At 37.0% G+C, this 18757-nt stretch carries 18 protein-coding genes and 1 tRNA gene; 5 read left to right on the forward strand and 14 right to left on the reverse strand.

The window, feature by feature from the left end; genetic code table 11:
* Positions 1–4: 4 nt before the first annotated feature.
* On the reverse strand, positions 5–1408 hold the full coding sequence (locus ACYT32_RS01075) for a PTS sugar transporter subunit IIC (protein WP_395264090.1): 1404 nt from the start codon (positions 1406–1408) through the stop codon (positions 5–7).
* 329 nt (positions 1409–1737) lie between these two features.
* Complete coding sequence (locus tag ACYT32_RS01080) at positions 1738–2382, reverse strand: NAD(P)H-binding protein (protein WP_395264091.1); 645 nt, start codon at positions 2380–2382, stop codon at positions 1738–1740.
* A 268-nt stretch (positions 2383–2650) separates the two neighbouring features.
* Between ACYT32_RS01080 and ACYT32_RS01085 the strand changes: the two genes are divergently transcribed.
* Together ACYT32_RS01085 and ACYT32_RS01090 are read left to right on the forward strand one after the other, a co-directional pair.
* Positions 2651–3073 carry a MarR family winged helix-turn-helix transcriptional regulator gene (locus ACYT32_RS01085; RefSeq protein ID WP_395264092.1) on the forward strand — a complete coding sequence of 141 codons (423 nt, stop codon included), beginning with the start codon at positions 2651–2653 and terminating at the stop codon, positions 3071–3073.
* Positions 3074–3085: 12 nt separating this feature from the next.
* A complete protein-coding gene (locus tag ACYT32_RS01090; RefSeq protein WP_395264093.1) occupies positions 3086–4024 on the forward strand; it encodes a nucleoside hydrolase in 939 nt (312 codons plus the stop codon).
* 145 nt (positions 4025–4169) lie between these two features.
* Here ACYT32_RS01090 and ACYT32_RS01095 read toward each other — a convergent pair whose 3' ends face one another.
* From ACYT32_RS01095 to yycF, 8 genes are all read right to left on the reverse strand, one after another.
* Entirely contained in the window at positions 4170–5474 is a 1305-nt protein-coding gene (locus tag ACYT32_RS01095; protein ID WP_395264094.1) for an SLAP domain-containing protein, read from the reverse strand.
* A gap of 108 nt (positions 5475–5582) precedes the next feature.
* Entirely contained in the window at positions 5583–6062 is a 480-nt protein-coding gene (gene rlmH, locus ACYT32_RS01100) for a 23S rRNA (pseudouridine(1915)-N(3))-methyltransferase RlmH (RefSeq protein WP_395264095.1), read from the reverse strand.
* A gap of 392 nt (positions 6063–6454) precedes the next feature.
* Entirely contained in the window at positions 6455–7828 is a 1374-nt protein-coding gene (locus tag ACYT32_RS01105) for a S1C family serine protease (protein WP_395264096.1), read from the reverse strand.
* Between the two features lie 89 nt (positions 7829–7917).
* Entirely contained in the window at positions 7918–8733 is an 816-nt protein-coding gene (locus ACYT32_RS01110; RefSeq protein ID WP_395264171.1) for an MBL fold metallo-hydrolase, read from the reverse strand.
* Positions 8714–9526, reverse strand: a complete 813-nt coding sequence (locus ACYT32_RS01115) for a two-component system regulatory protein YycI (protein WP_395264097.1) — start codon at positions 9524–9526, stop codon at positions 8714–8716. Before ACYT32_RS01115 ends, ACYT32_RS01110 begins: the two co-directional genes overlap by 20 nt.
* Positions 9527–10852 (reverse strand): YycH family regulatory protein, encoded by a 1326-nt coding sequence (locus ACYT32_RS01120; RefSeq protein WP_395264098.1) that lies wholly within the window; start codon positions 10850–10852, stop codon positions 9527–9529.
* On the reverse strand, positions 10842–12740 hold the full coding sequence (walK, locus tag ACYT32_RS01125; protein ID WP_395264099.1) for a cell wall metabolism sensor histidine kinase WalK: 1899 nt from the start codon (positions 12738–12740) through the stop codon (positions 10842–10844). The genes ACYT32_RS01120 and walK overlap by 11 nt, the downstream gene beginning before the upstream one ends.
* 137 nt (positions 12741–12877) lie before the next feature.
* Entirely contained in the window at positions 12878–13579 is a 702-nt protein-coding gene (gene yycF, locus ACYT32_RS01130; RefSeq protein WP_395264100.1) for a response regulator YycF, read from the reverse strand.
* Positions 13580–13757: 178 nt separating this feature from the next.
* Here yycF and ACYT32_RS01135 point away from each other — a divergent pair.
* Both ACYT32_RS01135 and ACYT32_RS01140 read left to right on the forward strand, forming a co-directional pair.
* Positions 13758–13830 (forward strand) — tRNA-Lys (locus ACYT32_RS01135).
* A 360-nt stretch (positions 13831–14190) separates the two neighbouring features.
* Entirely contained in the window at positions 14191–14619 is a 429-nt protein-coding gene (locus ACYT32_RS01140; protein ID WP_395264101.1) for a transposase, read from the forward strand.
* A gap of 367 nt (positions 14620–14986) precedes the next feature.
* Here ACYT32_RS01140 and ACYT32_RS01145 read toward each other — a convergent pair whose 3' ends face one another.
* Both ACYT32_RS01145 and ACYT32_RS01150 read right to left on the reverse strand, forming a co-directional pair.
* Positions 14987–15163 carry a hypothetical protein gene (locus ACYT32_RS01145; protein ID WP_461793342.1) on the reverse strand — a complete coding sequence of 59 codons (177 nt, stop codon included), beginning with the start codon at positions 15161–15163 and terminating at the stop codon, positions 14987–14989.
* A 107-nt stretch (positions 15164–15270) separates the two neighbouring features.
* A complete protein-coding gene (locus ACYT32_RS01150) occupies positions 15271–15810 on the reverse strand; it encodes a 5-formyltetrahydrofolate cyclo-ligase (RefSeq protein ID WP_461793343.1) in 540 nt (179 codons plus the stop codon).
* Between the two features lie 109 nt (positions 15811–15919).
* On the opposite strand from ACYT32_RS01150, the gene ACYT32_RS01155 reads away from it, so the two are divergent.
* A complete protein-coding gene (locus tag ACYT32_RS01155; protein ID WP_395264104.1) occupies positions 15920–16201 on the forward strand; it encodes a DUF1905 domain-containing protein in 282 nt (93 codons plus the stop codon).
* A 46-nt stretch (positions 16202–16247) separates the two neighbouring features.
* On the opposite strand, the gene dltD is transcribed toward ACYT32_RS01155, so the two are convergent.
* Entirely contained in the window at positions 16248–17510 is a 1263-nt protein-coding gene (dltD, locus tag ACYT32_RS01160; RefSeq protein ID WP_395264105.1) for a D-alanyl-lipoteichoic acid biosynthesis protein DltD, read from the reverse strand.
* Between the two features lie 9 nt (positions 17511–17519).
* The gene (dltB, locus tag ACYT32_RS01165; protein ID WP_395264106.1) at positions 17520–18731 is read right to left on the reverse strand and encodes a D-alanyl-lipoteichoic acid biosynthesis protein DltB; all 1212 of its coding nucleotides are present in this window, start codon (positions 18729–18731) and stop codon (positions 17520–17522) included.
* Positions 18732–18757: the final 26 nt, after the last annotated feature.

Genomic DNA, 18757 nt, shown 5'->3' on the forward strand with positions numbered 1-18757 from the left:
AAATTTATACTGTAGCGTCTGACAAACTTTCACCTTTATCTGCTTTAGAATCTGTATCAATCTTTTCTTTCAAAGCATCATCGGCATCTTCTTCAATTCGTTGTTGCTTATTCAAGGTAATCATAAATGGTAAGTAAATCAACACGTCAAGTACGATATTAATTGCTTGAATCAAAGAGCCAGTCCAACTATTTGTAGCTAGAAAACCAGAGATAATTGGTGGCATGGTCCAAGGTACAACCGCACCGTTACATAACGGAACAAAACCTATTGCCATAGCAAAATAAGTCGTTATGGCATTGACCATTGGGGCAATAATAAATGGAATAATCAACGTTGTATTCAAAACAACTGGCAAACCAAACATTGTTGGTTCATTAATATTAAAAATACCAGGAGTAATTGTCAATGGTCCCATAATTTCAGATTGCTTGCTGGCTTTATGCAACATGATCAAAATACCAATACTGAATACTAAACCAATAGTGGCACCACCACCACCCATATAAACAAAGTTATCGATAAATGGTTGAGCAATGATATGACCATGGTGAGCAAGATCCAGATGACCTGCTTGAGATAATACACGGTTGGCATCAGTATTCATCAACCAAATAGGTGAAATAATCGGATTAATAACATTTCCACCGTGAATACCTACGAACCAGAATAAACTGTTTAACATGATGGCAACTAAAGTACCACCTAATGTATCACCTAATAATCCTAGTGGCTTCGAAAGGATATGTAAAAGAATTTCATGAATATTTCCTAATCCAGTCCATGTTAAAAAGGCATAAATTGCACCAAAGATAGTAATGATCAAAGCTCCAGGAATTAAAGCGCTGAAACTTTTCGACACTGCAGGTGGAACTGTATCAGGTAATTTAATTTGAATATCATGGTTAATGAACCATTGGAAAATATAACCCGTCAATAGTCCTAACAAAATAGCAACGAATAGACCTTGACTACCTAAGAAACCGTATGGCATTCCCTCTAATGGAACCTTGTCTCCACTCATGATACTTGGTGTAACGACAAAGAATGAAGCAACGGCAATGATTCCGGCCGATTTACCATCAGTTTTATATTGTTCTGCATAACTAGCTGCAATACCAAATGCACTGACCAGACCAATTAAACCAAATGAACCATTAACGATTTTAACGAATACTTGTGAAATAGTAACTCCCTTAATAGAAGTTGCTGCTAACCAACTTGTCCAAGCTGGAATTGGAAAACTATTGGCAATCATAAAAAACGAACCAATAATGATCAATGGCATAGCAATCGCAATACCATCACGAATTGCAATCAATGGTTTCATTTGTCCCATCTTAACTGCAATCGGCATTAAGTGTTTTTCGACGGAGGCTGTGAATCCTCCACTCTTTTTATCATCCATAATACTTAACTCCCTCAGTTTATTGTAACCGGTTACAAGTTAAAAAGTATCATGTTGGTATAGTCCATTCAAGAGAATCCTGTTTTTTTAGAAAAAAATATATTATTTTCCCATTGTTTTTTATATTCAATTTATCCATTAAAAATTTCAATTTATTGATAAAATAGAATCATTAAAAAAAGCCTTTATAACGATAAAAAGCCTTTGTAACTACATTCCGTACTCTATTTAACACTTTTTGTCATAACGCCTGTAACAGACGTAATAAAAAAAACACGAAGACTGTTTTTACAAAAAAAGACCCTCAAGGGTCCTTTAATCACGCTGTTTTAATACCAAGCAGGTTTATCACCATCGGTATTAGGTTTGTTGACACCGATTGATTCACGTTTGAACTTGTCAGGATCTTGTGAAATATCAACTACGATTTGAGCAATCGATCTTCTTGAAACTTCAGTTCCCTTGAAGTCTTCACCCTTTTGAGTGACCTCGTAATCGACCTCTGGCTTATCAGTTAACCAAGCAGGACGGATAATTGTATAATCAAGGTCAGAATCTTCAATAACCTTTGCCGCTGCTGCGTAATTAGTAATATAGCTGCCAAGAGTCTTATTATTCCATTCGCCAAATTTACCAGGAACTTCGTCATAAATACCCAATGTTGAGATCCAGACCAAGCGAGTCTTCTTTTCGGCATGCATGGCTTCTACCACGGCCTTAGCTTCATCCTCAATATTGCCACCAGCAAGGTTAGCATAGACCAAATCGACATCTTTCATTGCTTCAATCAAGGTATCAGTATCAGTCGCATCCCCTTCAACCGCTTCAACCAAGGTATGAGAATCTGCAAAATCCTTCAAACGGCCAGCATTACGAAGATATAAACGTAATTGTGTATCAGTCGTATCTACAAAAATATGTTCAGCTAGACGAGCAATTTTCCCGTTAGCTCCTAAAACTAAAACTTTAGTCATTTATTTTTCCCCCTGCATTAAGTTTCTACGTCAAATATAAGTGAGTTTTTGATTTTTTACAAAGAATGTTTCTCGCTAATCTCATGACAGCCAAAAATTAACAAACAACCAATTATTATAAATGTTATGATTTTTGATAAAAAATAAAATTTAAGATGTCAACTGACAGAATGTCCAAAATTGTGAATATTATTACAATCGAACACAGCTAGAACAAAGCCAAGATGGTATAATTATTGAGTAATACAATGTACTAAGGGGGACATCTATGGCACGCGATGTGGCTCATTTAATCAAAGTTGCGTCGAACGAAATTTCTCGTCAAATCAATACTTTCGCTGCTAAATATGGCCTGACTGGAACCCAACTGCAGATCATTCATTACTTATCTCAGTCTCCTGTCGAAAATATTTATCAAAAAGATATTGAACAAGAATTTAATATCCGACGTCCAACTGCAACTAAAATTTTGCAGACAATGGAAAAGGCCGATTTGATCAACCGCTACCATGCCAAGGCTGATTCCCGTTTGAAACGAATCGTTTTATCTTCTAAAGCTAAAGAATTGGTGACGCCGATCGATCAATTTATGAACGAAAATAATCAAAAGATTCTTTCTACTTTAGGAGCTTTAGAACGACACAGTTTTGTGCGGGCATTAAGTAAGATCCCCCAAAAATTGAAAAAGTGAGGTAAGGATTTAATGACTAAAGTAATAATGGATTGCGATCCTGGTATCGATGACGCAATTGCTTTAACAGTTTTACTTGCACATCCCGAAAAGGCTGATTTACTTGGTGTTACTACTGTTGGTGGTAATGTCCAACTTGAATATGTTACTAAAAATGCTCAAAAGCTATTAACATTTCTCGGTTCAAATGCTGAACTAGCATCTGGTCAAGCATCCCCACTAGTAAAAGAAATTGAAACTGCTGGCGAAATTCACGGTAAAACCGGTATGGACGGTTATGACTTCCCTGAGAACAGTCTTGACTACCCATTGGCAAGTCATAACGCCGTTACATTCATGTACGACCGTATTTCTAAGAGTGACGAAAAAGTTAATATCGTAGCAACAGCTCCAATTACTAATGTTGCACTTCTATTGAAGACTTTCCCTGATATTAAGGAAAAGATCGAACACATCTATATTATGGGTGGTTCAACCCTTCAAGGTAACATCACTCTAGCTTCTGAATTCAACGCTTACGTTGATCCTGAAGCTATGGATATCGTCTTTAACTCCGGATTGCCAATTACTTTATCCGGTTTAAACCTAACTGAAAATAAAGCTTACCTAACAATGGATGAAATTAGTAAAATCAAGGATCTTGGACGTGTTGGCGTTATGGCCAGCTCAATTCTAGATTTCTATGCTTCTGCTGAAGTGGCAAAAGGTATGACAAAGATCCCTGTTCACGATGCCTGTGCGGTAATTAGTTTGATTGCTCCTGAACTATTCACAAAGAGCACTAACTACTCAATGGACGTTTGTCTCACTAACGACCAATACCGTGGTATGACTTACCCAGATCGTCGAACAGATGCTCCACAAAAGAACAACATCAAAGTTCTTGAAGATGTTAACCGTGAAGCCTTTGTAAAATTCATCTTCGATTCGATTCAAAGTTTCGACAAATAAATTTAAAAAGGTGTGTTCTAATTGTCAGTCAAAATTTCTGACGACTTAGACACACCTTTTATTATTTTTAGATCTAAGACAAAATAAAATACTTCATAATTGTTAGGCGAGAAACTTAACAATTATGAAGTATTTTTTATTGGATTTATTTATTAATGTTGGTTGCAAAGTCAGGTTCGTAATAGGAATTGTTTTTCAAATTCAAACCACTATTCAATCTGACACTTGAGATCCAGACCCATTGGTTGGTTCCAATCTCGCCCCAATATGAACCATATTTATTAACAACTAGTTTATCGATCTTCCATGCTGAATTAGCTGGTAATGATAAATCATAAGCGTTGGTTTCAGTATTGTAAGTTTTTTGAGCAACGGTAGTAGTTCCAATTAATCCATTACCAGGAAGTGGAATGCCACTATTAGTGTTGGTATTAGTATTATTACTTGCAGTGTCATCAACTGTTATATAAGCGTCTGAGACGAATTCATCTGTGGCAACTTGATAGAAAACTTGTTTATCATAATGTAATTCTTCAGTACCAAGTGTCCATTTGCTGCCAGCTGGCAATTGTGTACCAATCTGATCGCCGTGACCATTAACAATATTTGCGGCTGTATTCATCGTACCAACTTTTCCAGCAACAGTTGAGCCAGTCGTAATGTAACTGCCATTACCGGAAACATCAGTCGTAGCAGTAATAGTAATATCGTTTAGAGAGATCCATTCGTTATTACCAACTTGATATAACGTTAAACCGTTCTTTTTCATTACTTGGCCGATTTTCCATTGGCTACCTTGACGAAGAACATAGCCTGTAGCAGCACCATTATCGTTATAAACATTGGCAGTTTGATTGATCGTAGCAATTTTACCGGAGTTACTATCAGTTGATACTGAAGTACTTGTATCAGTAGTATTCTCACCATCTAGGGTGACGTCAAGCGTACTGATATATTCGTTTGTCCCAACTTGATAGTAGACCTGTTTGTTGGCGTGCAAAACATTTCCTATTACCCAACGACTGCCAGCAGGTAATGTTCTACCTGTGGTATTGCCATAAGCATCAACAATATCCAAAGTTTGCTTAGCTGTAACAGTTTTTCCGGCATCAGAATTGTCAGTCACGTAGTGATCATTTGTGTGAGTAGTATCTTCGGGATTAGCTGACCCGATAACATTACTTACTGATGAAGCAGGAATATATTCATTTCCACCAATTTGATAGTGGGCTACTCCATTTAAAGTGATTTGTTGGCCTAATTGCCATTTACTTCCACTTGGTAAGGTAACGCCAGTAACTTTCCCATTGGCATTATAGACAGGTGTAGCATTAGTTACCGTTCCGACAGCACTTGCACTAACCGTTTGACTAGGTAGAGCACTTAAAGCGGCTGGTGCCAACATGATGGCAACAGCTGAGGCAACAAGAATATTATTTTTTTTAGTCATTATTTACATCTCCACATAAATTTGATCACACTAATTAACATACTCAGTTTAATTGATATGGAATTCAAATAATAGCTAACGGTCAAAAATTTATCAAAGTTTTACATTTCATTTGTGATACGTGCGATGATTGATAATCATGAAAGAGCGATAAATTTGTTCAGTTAGAACTAAGCGCATCAATTGATGTGGCAACGTAAACTTACCGAAACAAATACTATAATCAGCTCGTTTGGTAACTTCCGGGCTGACTCCCAGTGACCCTCCGATGACAAAAGTGATATCGGAAGTGCCATATGTGGATAAGTCGTCAATTTTTTTGGCTAATTCTTCTGATGTAAGTTCTTTTCCACGTAAATCTAGTAAAATCACATATTCCTTATCCTTGATTTTACTTAATATTCGTTCCCCTTCAATTTGTTTCACCCTTTGGTCTTGAGCTTCACTTAAGCTCTCCGGTGCCTTTTCGTCGGGACACTCGACGATTTGAAACTTGCAAAAAGCGCCTAACCGCTTGGCATATTCGGCAATCCCCGCCTTAAAATATTTTTCTTTCAATTTACCTACAGTAACAACTTTAATATTCATAATCTAAAATTCTCCTCGATTTATATCATACGAAAGTCTTTTAAGAATGCCAAATTTAATTTAAAACCGAATTATCATGACAAATGCTTTTTACACAATAAAATAAAAGTTTGTCCGTTTTTGTGAAACATCAATTATCCTTGGTATAACTACATTTTATAGCAGTGCCCGTATGACGATAATTTTCTATCCACAGCTGTGGGTAAAACTGTGGATAACTTTTCTACAAGAGTTTTTCCTGATTTTTGCTACTTATGCACAAGTTATTAACAATTGTGGATAACTCCTGTTGATTAGTTTTCTGAAAAGTCGAAATAAATATTCCAATATAAGAAAAATGTTCAAAAAAAAGCGTGAAACCAAGATTTATTGGTTTCACGCTAATTATTTACTTAATCGGTTGTTTTCTTAGTTAAGTGTACTTTCGCAGTCTTTAGCTTGCCGTTTCTGTAATACTCGATCGAAACAGTATCACCAACTGAATGTGAGTACAAGGCTGTGTGTAAGTCTGCAACTGAAGTTACCGTCTTGTTTCCTAACTTAACGATTACATCGTACTTCTTCATTCCGGCTGCCTTAGCAACTGATCCTGAAGTTGTGCTGTAAACTACTACACCCTTAGTAACACTACTTGGTAGTTTCAAGCTCGATTGAGAATCATCAGTAATTTGATCAAGGTCTAAGACTTTAATACCAAGCGATGGACGCTCAACTTTACCATTGGCAACTAGTTGATTGATGATCTTGACTACTTCGTTACTTGGAATAGCAAAGCCCATGCCTTCAACAGATGAACCGTCAGTGCTTGAAGCTAATTTCATTGAATTAATACCTACGATTTGACCAGCAGCATTAACTAAAGGTCCACCAGAGTTACCAGGATTAATTGCCGCATCAGTTTGCAGAACTGTTGCTTCACCAGTAGCTTGCCCTGTTGTCTGGTCTTGGGTAGTTACGGTTCTATTCGTAGCAGAGATAATACCTTGGGTAACTGTCGTAGCGTATTCGCTACCTAGAGGCGAACCGATAGCAATTACAGGGTCACCAGGTGAAACGTTGTCTGAGTTACCAAATGAGGCTGTGGCTGGTACTTTGCTGCCAGGAATTTCAAGCACAGCCAAGTCAGTGGTTGAATCAGTTCCGATTAATTTTGCCGAAACTTTCGTACCATCTTCCAAGATGATTTCAAGTGAATCAGAGCCCGCAACCACGTGATTATTAGTTACGATATAACCTTTACCATTTTGTTTGGCATAAATCACTCCAGACCCTTCACTGTACTCTTGCAAATTGCTGTTAGAAGAACTGGAGTTGGAATTAGAAGAACTGCTGCTATCTCCATTTTCATCAGCTTGTCCTTGAGTTTCTGAACCGGAATCGCTTGATGAACCACTGTCACCAAACAAATCACCAAAGATCGATGAGAGACTTTCGTCACTAGAACTCTGTTCCTTTTGTTTTTGTAAATTAATTACCGAAACAACAGCTCCATTAACCTTCTTGTAGGCTCCTGACATTGTACTAGTGGTATTTACCTTCGTGTTGCTAACTTGAGCACTACCTGCAGTATTGCCCACACTAGCTGTATCAGAAGCATTATTGCCGAAATATGTAAAACCAACAAAAGCGATTACCACACCTAAAGCGGCGGAAATAAAGGCTACGATACCAGTCTTAAGCAAAGAATTATTACCCGAATTTCTATTCGAACCACGTTTCTTTTCTTCAACTCTTGACTCGTTTTTGTCGTTATTATCATTATTCATACATTTTCACTTCCCCACATTTTACTAATTATAATAATACAGTTGATTTATGAAAAAATTATGAACGACTTATGATTAAATTGTTTCTTTTATAACGCAATCAGAGGGTCTGCCACAGCTGGATCTGTATCGTGGACTTTAAAGTCTTGGCCGACGCCAAAATCATGATCCTCTAAAACCTGAGTAACCTCGTCACGTGCTGCAGCCTTGGTATTATTTTCCTGACTCAGATGACCTAAAAAGATCTGTTTAGTATGATTGCCAATCACATCCATCAGCGTATGGGCACCGTCTTCATTAGATAGGTGGCCTTTTTCACTGAGAATACGCTGTTTCAAAGGCCAAGGATAAAAGCCTTCCCGCAACATCTCGACATCATGATTGCATTCCATCAAATAACCATCAGCATTCTCAATCGTCTTTTGGACCCGCTCAGAAACATAGCCTGTATCAGTCAAAATCACGAATTCTTTGCCATTATGATAAAACTTATAAAACTGTGGATCAACAGCATCGTGTGAGACCGCAAAACTCTCTACATCTAAATCATCCAACGACATAACTTTATTGTGGTTAAAGACATTTATCTGGTCCTCTGAGATTTTACCAATCTTAGGCAGCATCGCTTCCCAAGTCTTTTGATTAGCATAAATACTGAGGCCATAACGCCGTGCCAATACCCCGACACCTTTAATATGATCAGTATGTTCATGGGTAACAAATAATGAATCAACGGTCGTAATATCTTTACCGATACTCTCCATCGCCCGTTTGATCTTGATCCCTGAAAGGCCTGCATCTACTAATACACGATGCTTAGGGGTTTCAATGTAAGTCGCATTGCCAGAACTGCTGCTGGCTAAAACACTAATTTTTAAACTATCATCATTGGGCACTATAATTATCTCCGTTTGTTGAACTCTTTATAATATTGCCGGTAAAGGCATTAACTTTCTTAGTTGTAGAAACCTTGCTATCTCTATTCCTGATCGTAACGAACCAAACTGGAATATAGATCGTACTATCTTTAGCTTCAAGCAACTTCGTATAGGCTAAGTTTGCATATGCAATCTTCGAATTATTAGGTATCTCGGAATTAGCATAAAGATTCGTCACGACATCCTTTTCACTCTTGATCGTCTGTCTTTCGTGAAGAATGATCATTGACTTAACATACGTCTGACTATAACCTACCACTTCTCCACCTGAAACGTTAAAAATAAGCTGGTCTGTTTTGTCATAGACATCCCCCAATGATCCAGTTCCTACATAGATTATTGAAGAGGACGTTGAGAGTTGCGGCGAATATTTATACTCTTTGCCAAACAAAACATTGCTCTCTTTTTTTATAAACTTATCCAAAATTTTCTTACGATTATTTTTTGTAACTGTAAAAGGCTCATTTAAACTACTTGAAATTTCATGATTGACATCCGAATATTCGACTTTTTGATTACGTAATTTCTGAACATTTTCTGCCAAAGATTCATCCGGCTGGGAACCTAAATAATAAGCATAACCATGCTTGGTATCCAGATTGCTAAAACTGATATTACGCTTACGCATTTCGGTGACGGTCGAGGTATTAGTACTGGAACTGTTGACTAATTGCTGACTGGTGAGAAATGACAAGAATAAAAAGATATCGAGCGAGAAAAATACTATTAAAAAAATTACTTCGATTCTTCTAAAATCCATCTAATCTTCCTCCGCACTTTCATTTGTCCACTCGTTATATGACTTCCAGTGACCACCGATCTTAATGTAATAAGTAGGTTTGAGATCAACAACTTTTTCATTGTCTGTCTCCGACTCCCATTCATAACCTACTTCGATATCTTGGACATCATTTGGTGAATAACCAGCCCGTTGTAAACCTTTAAAAATTGAATTAGTTGACTTCAATTTCGTGGCAGCTTGATTTGAAGGTACTGGAACTTCTAAGACTTTATTCAAGAAATGTTCCGTACTGCCTTTTCGACTGAATTTAACCTGTATGGAGCCAAACTGACTCTTTTTAAAGATTGGGAACCCTTCGACATACTCTCTGAAAACTAAGCTCTTATCGTCCCAATTAGCGTCATAGAGACGTAAATTAGAAATTGAATTTTGAAGATTAACAACCTTTTGATAACCCCGTTGTAAAAAGCCTAATTGAGTCTTGGGAACTGCTGTATCAGTGTAATCATCAAATATCAATTCATCAGTATTATGATCCGATACTAAACGTTTGGATTCACCATAGTTATAAGTATAAACTCCATTATTTTCAGATGTTACTAAACCATTGGTGTTGGAGTCAAATAAAGTAGTCGTATATTCACCATCTTCTTTACCACTGATGACATAAGAATAAGACTTCAATTTGATTGGATCGACGTACGAGACAAAAACTCCATGTTTCATGATGTCTAGTTTGATTTTCAAATGAATATTCGCTTTTTTGACCAAATTAGCGATTGGAATTGCCGAGGCATTTCTTACTTTAGCTTTGTAAACCGCATAGTTACTATCATTAGCTAAATAAATATTGGTATCTTTTTTATCTTTTAAGTTAAACAAGATGCGATTGAAATTGTGATTGAGATAATTAGTTTTACTATCTTTCAAACTATTATTATTCAACAAGTAACCAAAGCTATTGACTGTAATGGACGTTGGATAAGCTAGCTGCAACATGTTCTTGCCTTGAATAATCTTTTGGTAGTATGCCCCATCTTTTTTAGAAACTAGCTTGGGGGTGCCGATCTTCCAGTCACCCATGATTTTTTGAATACTTAAGGAAATATTTTCGTTACTGTTGTATATCAAGTTTTGATCAGTTTCATCATGCCAAATTACAGAAGTGGGACTGATAACTTGATTCATAGGAATTTCATTTTTACTTGATTCTGCAGTGGTCACATCAATGTTTCGTCCTCTTTGATAACGGGCTGTATTAGTCCAAATAAAGAAGGATAAGACAATACTCGTTATTACTGCGATAACTAATAATAATTCGACAATCAGACGATTAATCTTCATCCCATTCTCCTCCTGTTTCGTTAGGATCGAATGGCAAGGAAATGTAGAATGTTGATCCCTTACCTTCGGCACTATTGACCCAAATTCTACCTTTGTGCTGTTCCACGATTTCCTTAGAAATAGATAGTCCTAAACCGGTACCACCTTGTTTTCTGGAACGAGCTTTATCAACTCGATAGAAACGGTCAAAGACTTTCTTGATATCTTTACGAGGAATACCTAAACCTTCATCAGAAATACTAATAATGATATGTTTATTAGTTTCCAAAAGACGACAAGTAATCACCCCACCATCGGGAGAATACTTGATCGCATTGTTCATAATATTATCGATCACTTGGGTCATTTTATCAGTATCAATTTCGACCCAAAGGTCCTTGCTGGTGAAAATCCGCTTGATACGATAGTTTTTAACCACTTTCGTATCATCTTCTTTAGCATCAGCTTTTTCCTTTTTAAGCATCATATCAAAACGATCCAAAATATAAGAGAAGAACTCATTGAAATTAACTAATTCTTTATCTAACTTTGAACGGCCTTGATCCATTCGAGATAAGCTCAAAAGGTCTTGAATCATTCGAATCATCCGATCCGTTTCTTCCGCTGTAACGCCTAAAAATTGTGGCGCTAACTTTTGATCTTTCCAAGCACCGTTATTCAATGCATCGATATAGCTACTGATACTGGTCAACGGTGTTCTCAATTCATGCGAAACATTGGAAACGAATTGACGACGTTCGCTATCAATCTTTTGCTGTTCAGTCACATCGTGCAGAACACAAACCATACCACTGATAAAGCCACTGTTTCTTTGAATCAGCGAGAAATCAGCGTTTAAAATCAACGAGTTATCAGAAGTTTCATCATAGTCCTCAGCGGTATCATCATTGGTTTCAATTACCATTGGATCAGGACTTTCCAATAAATCATCAAAGCTGATTCGATCAGCGATTCCTAAAACGTCCACTAACGGTTGCCCAATTGCTTCATCTTCATCCTTTTCCAAGAATTCTTGAGCCATTTCATTGATAACGGTAATATTGCCCAAACGGTTCGTCGCAATAACACCATCAGACATTTGTGTCAAAACGCTATCTAGTCTTCGCCGCTCAGATTCGGAATTTTCCGTCGCCTCTTCAACTTTGACTGACAGGTCATTGACCGCCATAGCTAGCTGTCCTAATTCATCCGGTGAATAAACCCTAACTTGTCCGGAATAGTCACCTTCAGCCATTCGAACCGCCTGCTGTTTCATTTCATCGATTGGTCGGGTGATCGCTCTAGAAATGAAAATCGCAATGATTGCTCCCAAGAGTCCAGCAACTAAGGAAGCCGTCAAAAAGATCAAAATAATATTATTGATCCCGGTATAAACTGATTCCATACTTGCCCGAACATATATAACCCCAACAACCGTACTGTTATCAGGCGAAGTAACCGGTACGATCGATTCGTAAGAACTACCACTATTTTTTTCATAATAGATCTGAGTGATCTTCTTATCATTACGGATACTTTGCTTGATATTATCCTTCAGAGTCTGCGTACCTACAATATTGTTCCCCTCAGAATCTTTGGCTCCAACAATGATGCCACTGCGGTCAACGACTTGGACATCGGTAATGTCGGTGCTGACTCGTGAATAATCTTGAATCGCATTGCTGATATTTTCCCTAGTGTGCTGATCATTATCAGTTAAATTTTCAGAAATCTGATTCAGCGTATACGAAGGTACGACAACTGAATTTTCAAAATTGGCAACATTTTGGTCTTCCAATTGACGAACAAAATAGGCACCAATGATTTCAATAGTAACGATCAAGATCAAAATAAACGACAAACCGATTTTGAAATTGATCGAATGTATAAAGACAAATCTATTTTTCAAAATATTTCCACCTAATATAGTACAGACTTAGTTACATTATACAGCTATGAAGATAACAAAAAAACTGACTTCTTTTCAATTCTAAGGTCAGTTTTTTGAGATTTCATATTTTGTTTTTCAGCTCAAACATTCAAAAATTACTCGCCATCAGGGTCACGCAAATAATAGCCAACGCCACGCCGTGTCATTAACCATTCTGGTTGACTAGGATTATTTTCGATTTTTTCACGCAAACGTCTGACCGTCACATCGACAGTTCTAACGTCTCCAAAATAATCGTATCCCCAAACAGTTTGTAACAAATGTTCCCGCTTCATTACTTGCCCAATATGTTGAGCCAAATAATGCAATAGTTCAAACTCACGATGAGTTAATTCAATTTCCTTACCATTTTTAGTGACAGTATAAGCATCTGGGAGAATGGTTAAATCACCAATCTTAATTTCACTACTCTTGGCCTCTTCGCTGTGAGCATGGGTTTGTGTTCTCAAACGTGCTTTCACACGAGCAACCAGTTCTCGATTGGAGAATGGTTTGGTTACATAGTCATCTGCTCCAAGTTCCAAGCCAATTACTTTATCAATTTCAGTATCTTTAGCTGTCAACATAATAATTGGGGTATCTTTAGTTTTTCTGATAGTTCGAGCCACTTCAAGACCGTCAATAACTGGAAGCATTAAATCAAGTAGAATTAGATCAGGATCATCTTCTTCTACCTTATCTAAAGCTTCTTGTCCATCAAAAGCAGTTATGACTTCGTAGCCTTCATTTTCCAAGTTATATTTAACAATGTCGGAAATCGGTTTTTCATCATCTACTACTAGAATTTTTTTAGCCATATAATTTATCTCCTTGACGTGAATATTATACAAGTTATTAGTTATTAAAACAAAAAGACCATAAAAGCACCTTAATTTTTTTGAAATTTTTTAAAAAAAAGACTTGTCACAAATTTGGAGCTTATGGTATGATATATCTCGTTGGTTGAGAGAGATACGCAATCAACGCAAGACACATGGGTGGTTAGCTCAGCTGGCAGAGCAACGGACTCTTAATCCGTGGGTCCGGGGTTCGATCCCCCGACCACCCATTTTACAACACTTAACCAGTTATGTTTAATGCTTAAAAGCATTGATGTAACTGGTTTTTTATTACTTTTAATTAATTTTAAGTACCAGATTAAATTATCGTTTTGGTAGTCAATTTTGTAGTCAATTTAAAAATGAATATTACTGGCAGGCGAGTAAGCTACTACATTTATTGTGGTGGCTTTTTTCTTTTTTTGTAAGTGATTATACTAACATCATTAGATCACTTGTTACAGTATTTTGAATTAAAGCGTATCTGATTGAACAATTCTTTCTGTTTGGATGCCAAATTTTTTTGAGACAACAAGCGCCAATTTTGGTGCTTTAGACTGCACCCACTTGTAGGGATAATTCTGTCACTTTTGACAGAAAAAATACAATTGATCGATGAAATGGCAGAACTTTCCAAAAATCTGCCTGAAATAGAAGTACTCACAAGCATTCCAGGTATTGGCCTTAAGACAGCGGTCTGTCTGACTGCTGAATGGAGAGACATCAGAAGATTCTATAGTTCTAATGCAATCAACGCTTATGTTGGCATTGATTTGATCTATTGTGAATCAGGTAATTATACTGCTGGAGACCATATCCGAAAGCGCGGTAATTCTTATGCACGAAAGATACTTTATAAAGCTGTATTGAATATAATCTCCGCCTCAACACACACTCCCACTAACATTAGTTTGTCCTATAACGAAAAAACAATCTTCCGGTTCCAAAGGAACCAAGAAGATTGCCATTTCAGCTATGCATCACCTTATACGGACGATGTATCATCTAGTGTTAAATAATGAGATGTATGATACAAAAATGTTCCTCGCCGAACATTAATCATCTCTCATTTATGATTTTACCACCTCATAAAAAAATATGATGTATGAGGTGGTATTTAGCTTACTTTAATTTTGAAAATTCATTGACTAGGATCCTCTGACTCTTGCCTATAATCAGAATATTCAAAAAGAGAACCCAATAATATCAGGTTCCCTCTTGACTAATGGTAGAAAATAACCGTCCTAACTTTTGGCTGAGTTAACGGTTATTTGAACTATTATTAAAACTTAAGTAGCCACCGTCTTAAACGGGCTATCTAAGGGATGTTCGAGCATCCCTCTTTTTTGTTTGCCTAAAACCATACCAAAATGATATACCTTTGAGCTATAGCTCAATTATAACAACGTTAATACTTTCTTGCTCTGTATCACTATACATATTTGAATACTTTAATAGTGTTGCCAGCGCCTTTTGTTTATCATACATCTCAACGATAGCATCCCCTTTATCAATCCTAATAGATTTTATATTAGAGGCATCAATTTCATCATTGCTACGCAATCTAATGACATTCTCATAATAATAGAACTGCTTACCAGTATCCACATCAATTACAGGATTTAAATAAACGAGCTATCTAAGGATATTCCAGTAGTTTTCTCACCTATTTAACCCTCATTATCATCAATGACGATCAATCGTTGTATCTTAATATCGTAGTCTTGAATCTCCCAGTCCGCTGCCTCAAAATTCATTGCCGAAGGTACCAAGGCAACAGTTTTGCCAGTATATTCTGCTAAGAAACGGTCGTAGTATCCGCCACCGAAACCGACTCGATAATTTGAATTTTTTGCAAAAGCTAAACCAGGAACAATGACTAAATCAGGTGTTTGGTTGACCAATTCTTCGTTATAAACTGGTTCTAAAATACCAAAGCTACTTCTGACTAAATCTTCGCTACTAGTGAAAGGAAGAAAAGCCATCTGACGGTGAGGCATTGTCTTTGGTAAATAAACTTTTTTACCCTCGGCTTGAGCAGCTTTAATAATTGGCGTTGTGGGAACCTCAAATGGAGCACTAACAGTTGTCGCAATTGATTGAGCCAACTTCCATTCAGAAGTCTCTTGCAGTTGTTGCAATAATTGCACCCCTTCGGCTCTAGTTTTCAGCTGATCAGCTTGCAATTGTTTAATTTGTTGTTGGCGCAAAGTTTTCTTTTTGATGGGCTCTTCCTCCAAATTCATATTGTACTAAAGACAGTATAAGCGTAAGCTATCCATAATTAAAACTAATTAGTTCAAAAATAAGGAGCTCAAGATGAAAACTTACGAATTTAAGGCCACGATCCAAGCTTCAAAAGTTGGTAAAGGCGGCGCTTACGTCGAATTTCCTTATGATATCCGTAAGGAATTTGGCAAAGGCCGCGTAAAGGTTCATGCCACTTTTGATGGAATAGCTTATGATGGCTCAATCGTCAATATGGGTGTTAAACACGAAGACGGTAGTATTTGTTATATTTTGGGAATTTTAAAGGCCATTCGTCAACAATTGAATAAGGGTGTTGGTGATACGGTCGCTGTAACGGTTGTAGAACGGTAAAAATAGCGTCATCAAGAATCTAATGATTTTTGATGACGCTATTTTACTACTTACTGAATTGATTATCGTTAGCCCATTGCTTAGTTAGGAAATAACTATTCATTTTATATTGGGTCTGTTTTGGATCAGCTTTTTTGTCCTTGTAATAATTTTTCAAATGACGGTCCATCATCAACCAGCCACGCCAGCCCATGTGAATCGTATCTTCAGCGATGTAATTAGTGTTTTTCACGTTGGAAAGGTCAACGATTTGATTGAAGCCTTGTGAACGCAATTGATACTTGATCTTCTTATCAAAGTTAGTAATTGAACTCATAGGTAAGCCGGTATATTTGACCCAATAAGGATTGATCGGTTGAATGACAAACATAACTTCGGTCTTATTTTGAGCAAACATATATAAGAGTGCTTGAAAATCATTATACTCTGGCGAACGGGTATAAGTGACGTGGGCATGAGCATTTCGATATTTCATCATTTGTTTGCGCAATTGGTGATTATAAAATTTATTATTTATTTGATAATCGTTATCAGATGAATCTTTTTTTGCCATTTTGATTGCCAACTGATTCAATTTTTTATAATTATAAGTTGCAGGCAATTTGGAGTTGGCTTTTTGGATCTTCTTTTCATGGTCATTCATTGAAAGCGACCCAAAGAGGTTGTCTTGACTCTGTAAATTAGCTCGGGAAATATGCTTAATATAAAACCGTTGATAGCTAGTAATATTTTTTCCCGCTGCAATTCTTTCCAAAGCTTCATCTTCAGTCGTTCCTTCACTAACGCCCAAATCAATCGCTCGTTGCGCAATATATTTATTCATCGCTTTATCGCCATGATTAGACTTCAAAATAAAGCCCGACAATTGTAAAGGTGACAAAAAATATTGAAAGGCAGTAGCAGGAACGCCTGACTTGCTAAACCACTGTGGTGAAATGACATAAACAGCTTTATTTCCTTTCAAACTAGTCATCCCTCCCACACTGAATGCATGTGTCAACGAGGCTGTACCAGGATCTCCTAAAAGAAACGGCTGGTTTTTCCAGTGATATTTACGAGCAATTGACGAAGGATGAAACGGGTCCATTCGTGATAATTCAGAGGAACCCATAATTGGGATATAGTGCCCTTTTACCGCCGCATTCTTCACATCCTCACCTTTAAGAACCCGAACATCAAGTGAGGTCGCAGCTTGTCTCACCTTTTGAGGAGTAACAGTTTTAAATTTGATCGGTGCCCACAATAAAATCATCAAGGCTACCAGAGCCACAATAACGGGGCCAAAAATCATCCATAATTTCTTCTTCATAACTTAATCCTAACTAAACCATAATTTATCTAAAATTCCTGAAAAAATCAGAAAACTGAAACACACGATATTGAAGGTCAAAAAGATAGCAAATGCTTGGGTGAATTTATTGCTGGGGATACTTTGACGATGATGTTTTTTGAAACGCAACCAAGCGTCATTGGTGATCATTGCACAAGCATGAAAGATACCGTAAACAATGTAATACCAAGTCTCTCCATGCCAAAATCCCATAATCAAAAATAGCGTAATATAACCTAAATTGGCGATGGTAACTTTATTCTTGATCCACTTATGCTTGATAACTGTGAACATCAAACGCATATAAATATAATCTCTGAACCAAAATGACAAGGTAATATGCCACCGATTCCAAAAGTCTTTAATATTTTTCGATTTAAAGGGAGCTTTGAAGTTCATCGGCGTTTTAACACCCATGAAGTTACTAATAGCCACCGCAAATAGTGAATAGCCAGCAAAGTCAAAGAATAAATACATACTCCAGGCATACATATACGCTACTAATGCCCAAGATAAACCCAGTGGCGTTTGTCCTCTATATGACAAAACCAATACTTGCAATTTCGGTACCATTAACGAGCCAAAGAAATAGCCAATAATGAATTTATAAAGCAAGCCTTGCATCAATTTATTAGTTCCACTTTGCAATAACTTCAAATATTCTTCGCGACTGGGGACATTTAAAACATCTTTTTGAAAACGACGAAAACGGTCGATTGGTCCTGATGAAATCGTGGGGAAAAAGAGCAAGAATCTGACAAATTCAAATGGCTTAATATCTTTGATGACACCATCACGAATCTCCATAATGATTTCCACAGACTTGAAAGTTAAGTAACTGATTCCCAAAAAAGCAAATAAGGAAATGGTTTTATTCTGAATCAAAGGATCCAGTTTAACGAAAACTAATGGTACGATGGCCAGTACGACGCTCAACGTAAAGACCCAAAAATTATTGTGTTTCTTTCGATAAGCTAAGTAGCTAAACGTCAATATTATTTCAAATAGCACGTAAGCTATCAGCGAAAGGCCTTGTGACATATTGCCGCCAAAAAAAGTTACGATCAGGATTACGATAGTCGCAAACGCATCATAGATTTTAAAACGTCTGCCGAACCACAAGCCCAGCATGATCGGTAACAATAGCAATAGTAAATAAATGAAATAATGAGGACTATTGTACGGTGTAATATTTTGCATCGATTTCACCTCTAAGATTAATTAAC

Source organism: Companilactobacillus sp. FL22-3 (assembly GCF_054881455.1).

Coding starts and splice junctions, on each gene's coding strand:
- ACYT32_RS01075 (WP_395264090.1), bottom strand. CDS start 1,408: ATGGATGATAAAAAGAGTGGAGGATTCACAGCCTCCGTCGAAAAACAC.
- ACYT32_RS01080 (WP_395264091.1), bottom strand. CDS start 2,382: ATGACTAAAGTTTTAGTTTTAGGAGCTAACGGGAAAATTGCTCGTCTA.
- ACYT32_RS01085 (WP_395264092.1), top strand. CDS start 2,651: ATGGCACGCGATGTGGCTCATTTAATCAAAGTTGCGTCGAACGAAATT.
- ACYT32_RS01090 (WP_395264093.1), top strand. CDS start 3,086: ATGACTAAAGTAATAATGGATTGCGATCCTGGTATCGATGACGCAATT.
- ACYT32_RS01095 (WP_395264094.1), bottom strand. CDS start 5,474: ATGACTAAAAAAAATAATATTCTTGTTGCCTCAGCTGTTGCCATCATG.
- rlmH (WP_395264095.1), bottom strand. CDS start 6,062: ATGAATATTAAAGTTGTTACTGTAGGTAAATTGAAAGAAAAATATTTT.
- ACYT32_RS01105 (WP_395264096.1), bottom strand. CDS start 7,828: ATGAATAATGATAATAACGACAAAAACGAGTCAAGAGTTGAAGAAAAG.
- ACYT32_RS01115 (WP_395264097.1), bottom strand. CDS start 9,526: ATGGATTTTAGAAGAATCGAAGTAATTTTTTTAATAGTATTTTTCTCG.
- ACYT32_RS01120 (WP_395264098.1), bottom strand. CDS start 10,852: ATGAAGATTAATCGTCTGATTGTCGAATTATTATTAGTTATCGCAGTA.
- yycF (WP_395264100.1), bottom strand. CDS start 13,579: ATGGCTAAAAAAATTCTAGTAGTAGATGATGAAAAACCGATTTCCGAC.
- ACYT32_RS01155 (WP_395264104.1), top strand. CDS start 15,920: ATGAAAACTTACGAATTTAAGGCCACGATCCAAGCTTCAAAAGTTGGT.
- dltD (WP_395264105.1), bottom strand. CDS start 17,510: ATGAAGAAGAAATTATGGATGATTTTTGGCCCCGTTATTGTGGCTCTG.
- dltB (WP_395264106.1), bottom strand. CDS start 18,731: ATGCAAAATATTACACCGTACAATAGTCCTCATTATTTCATTTATTTA.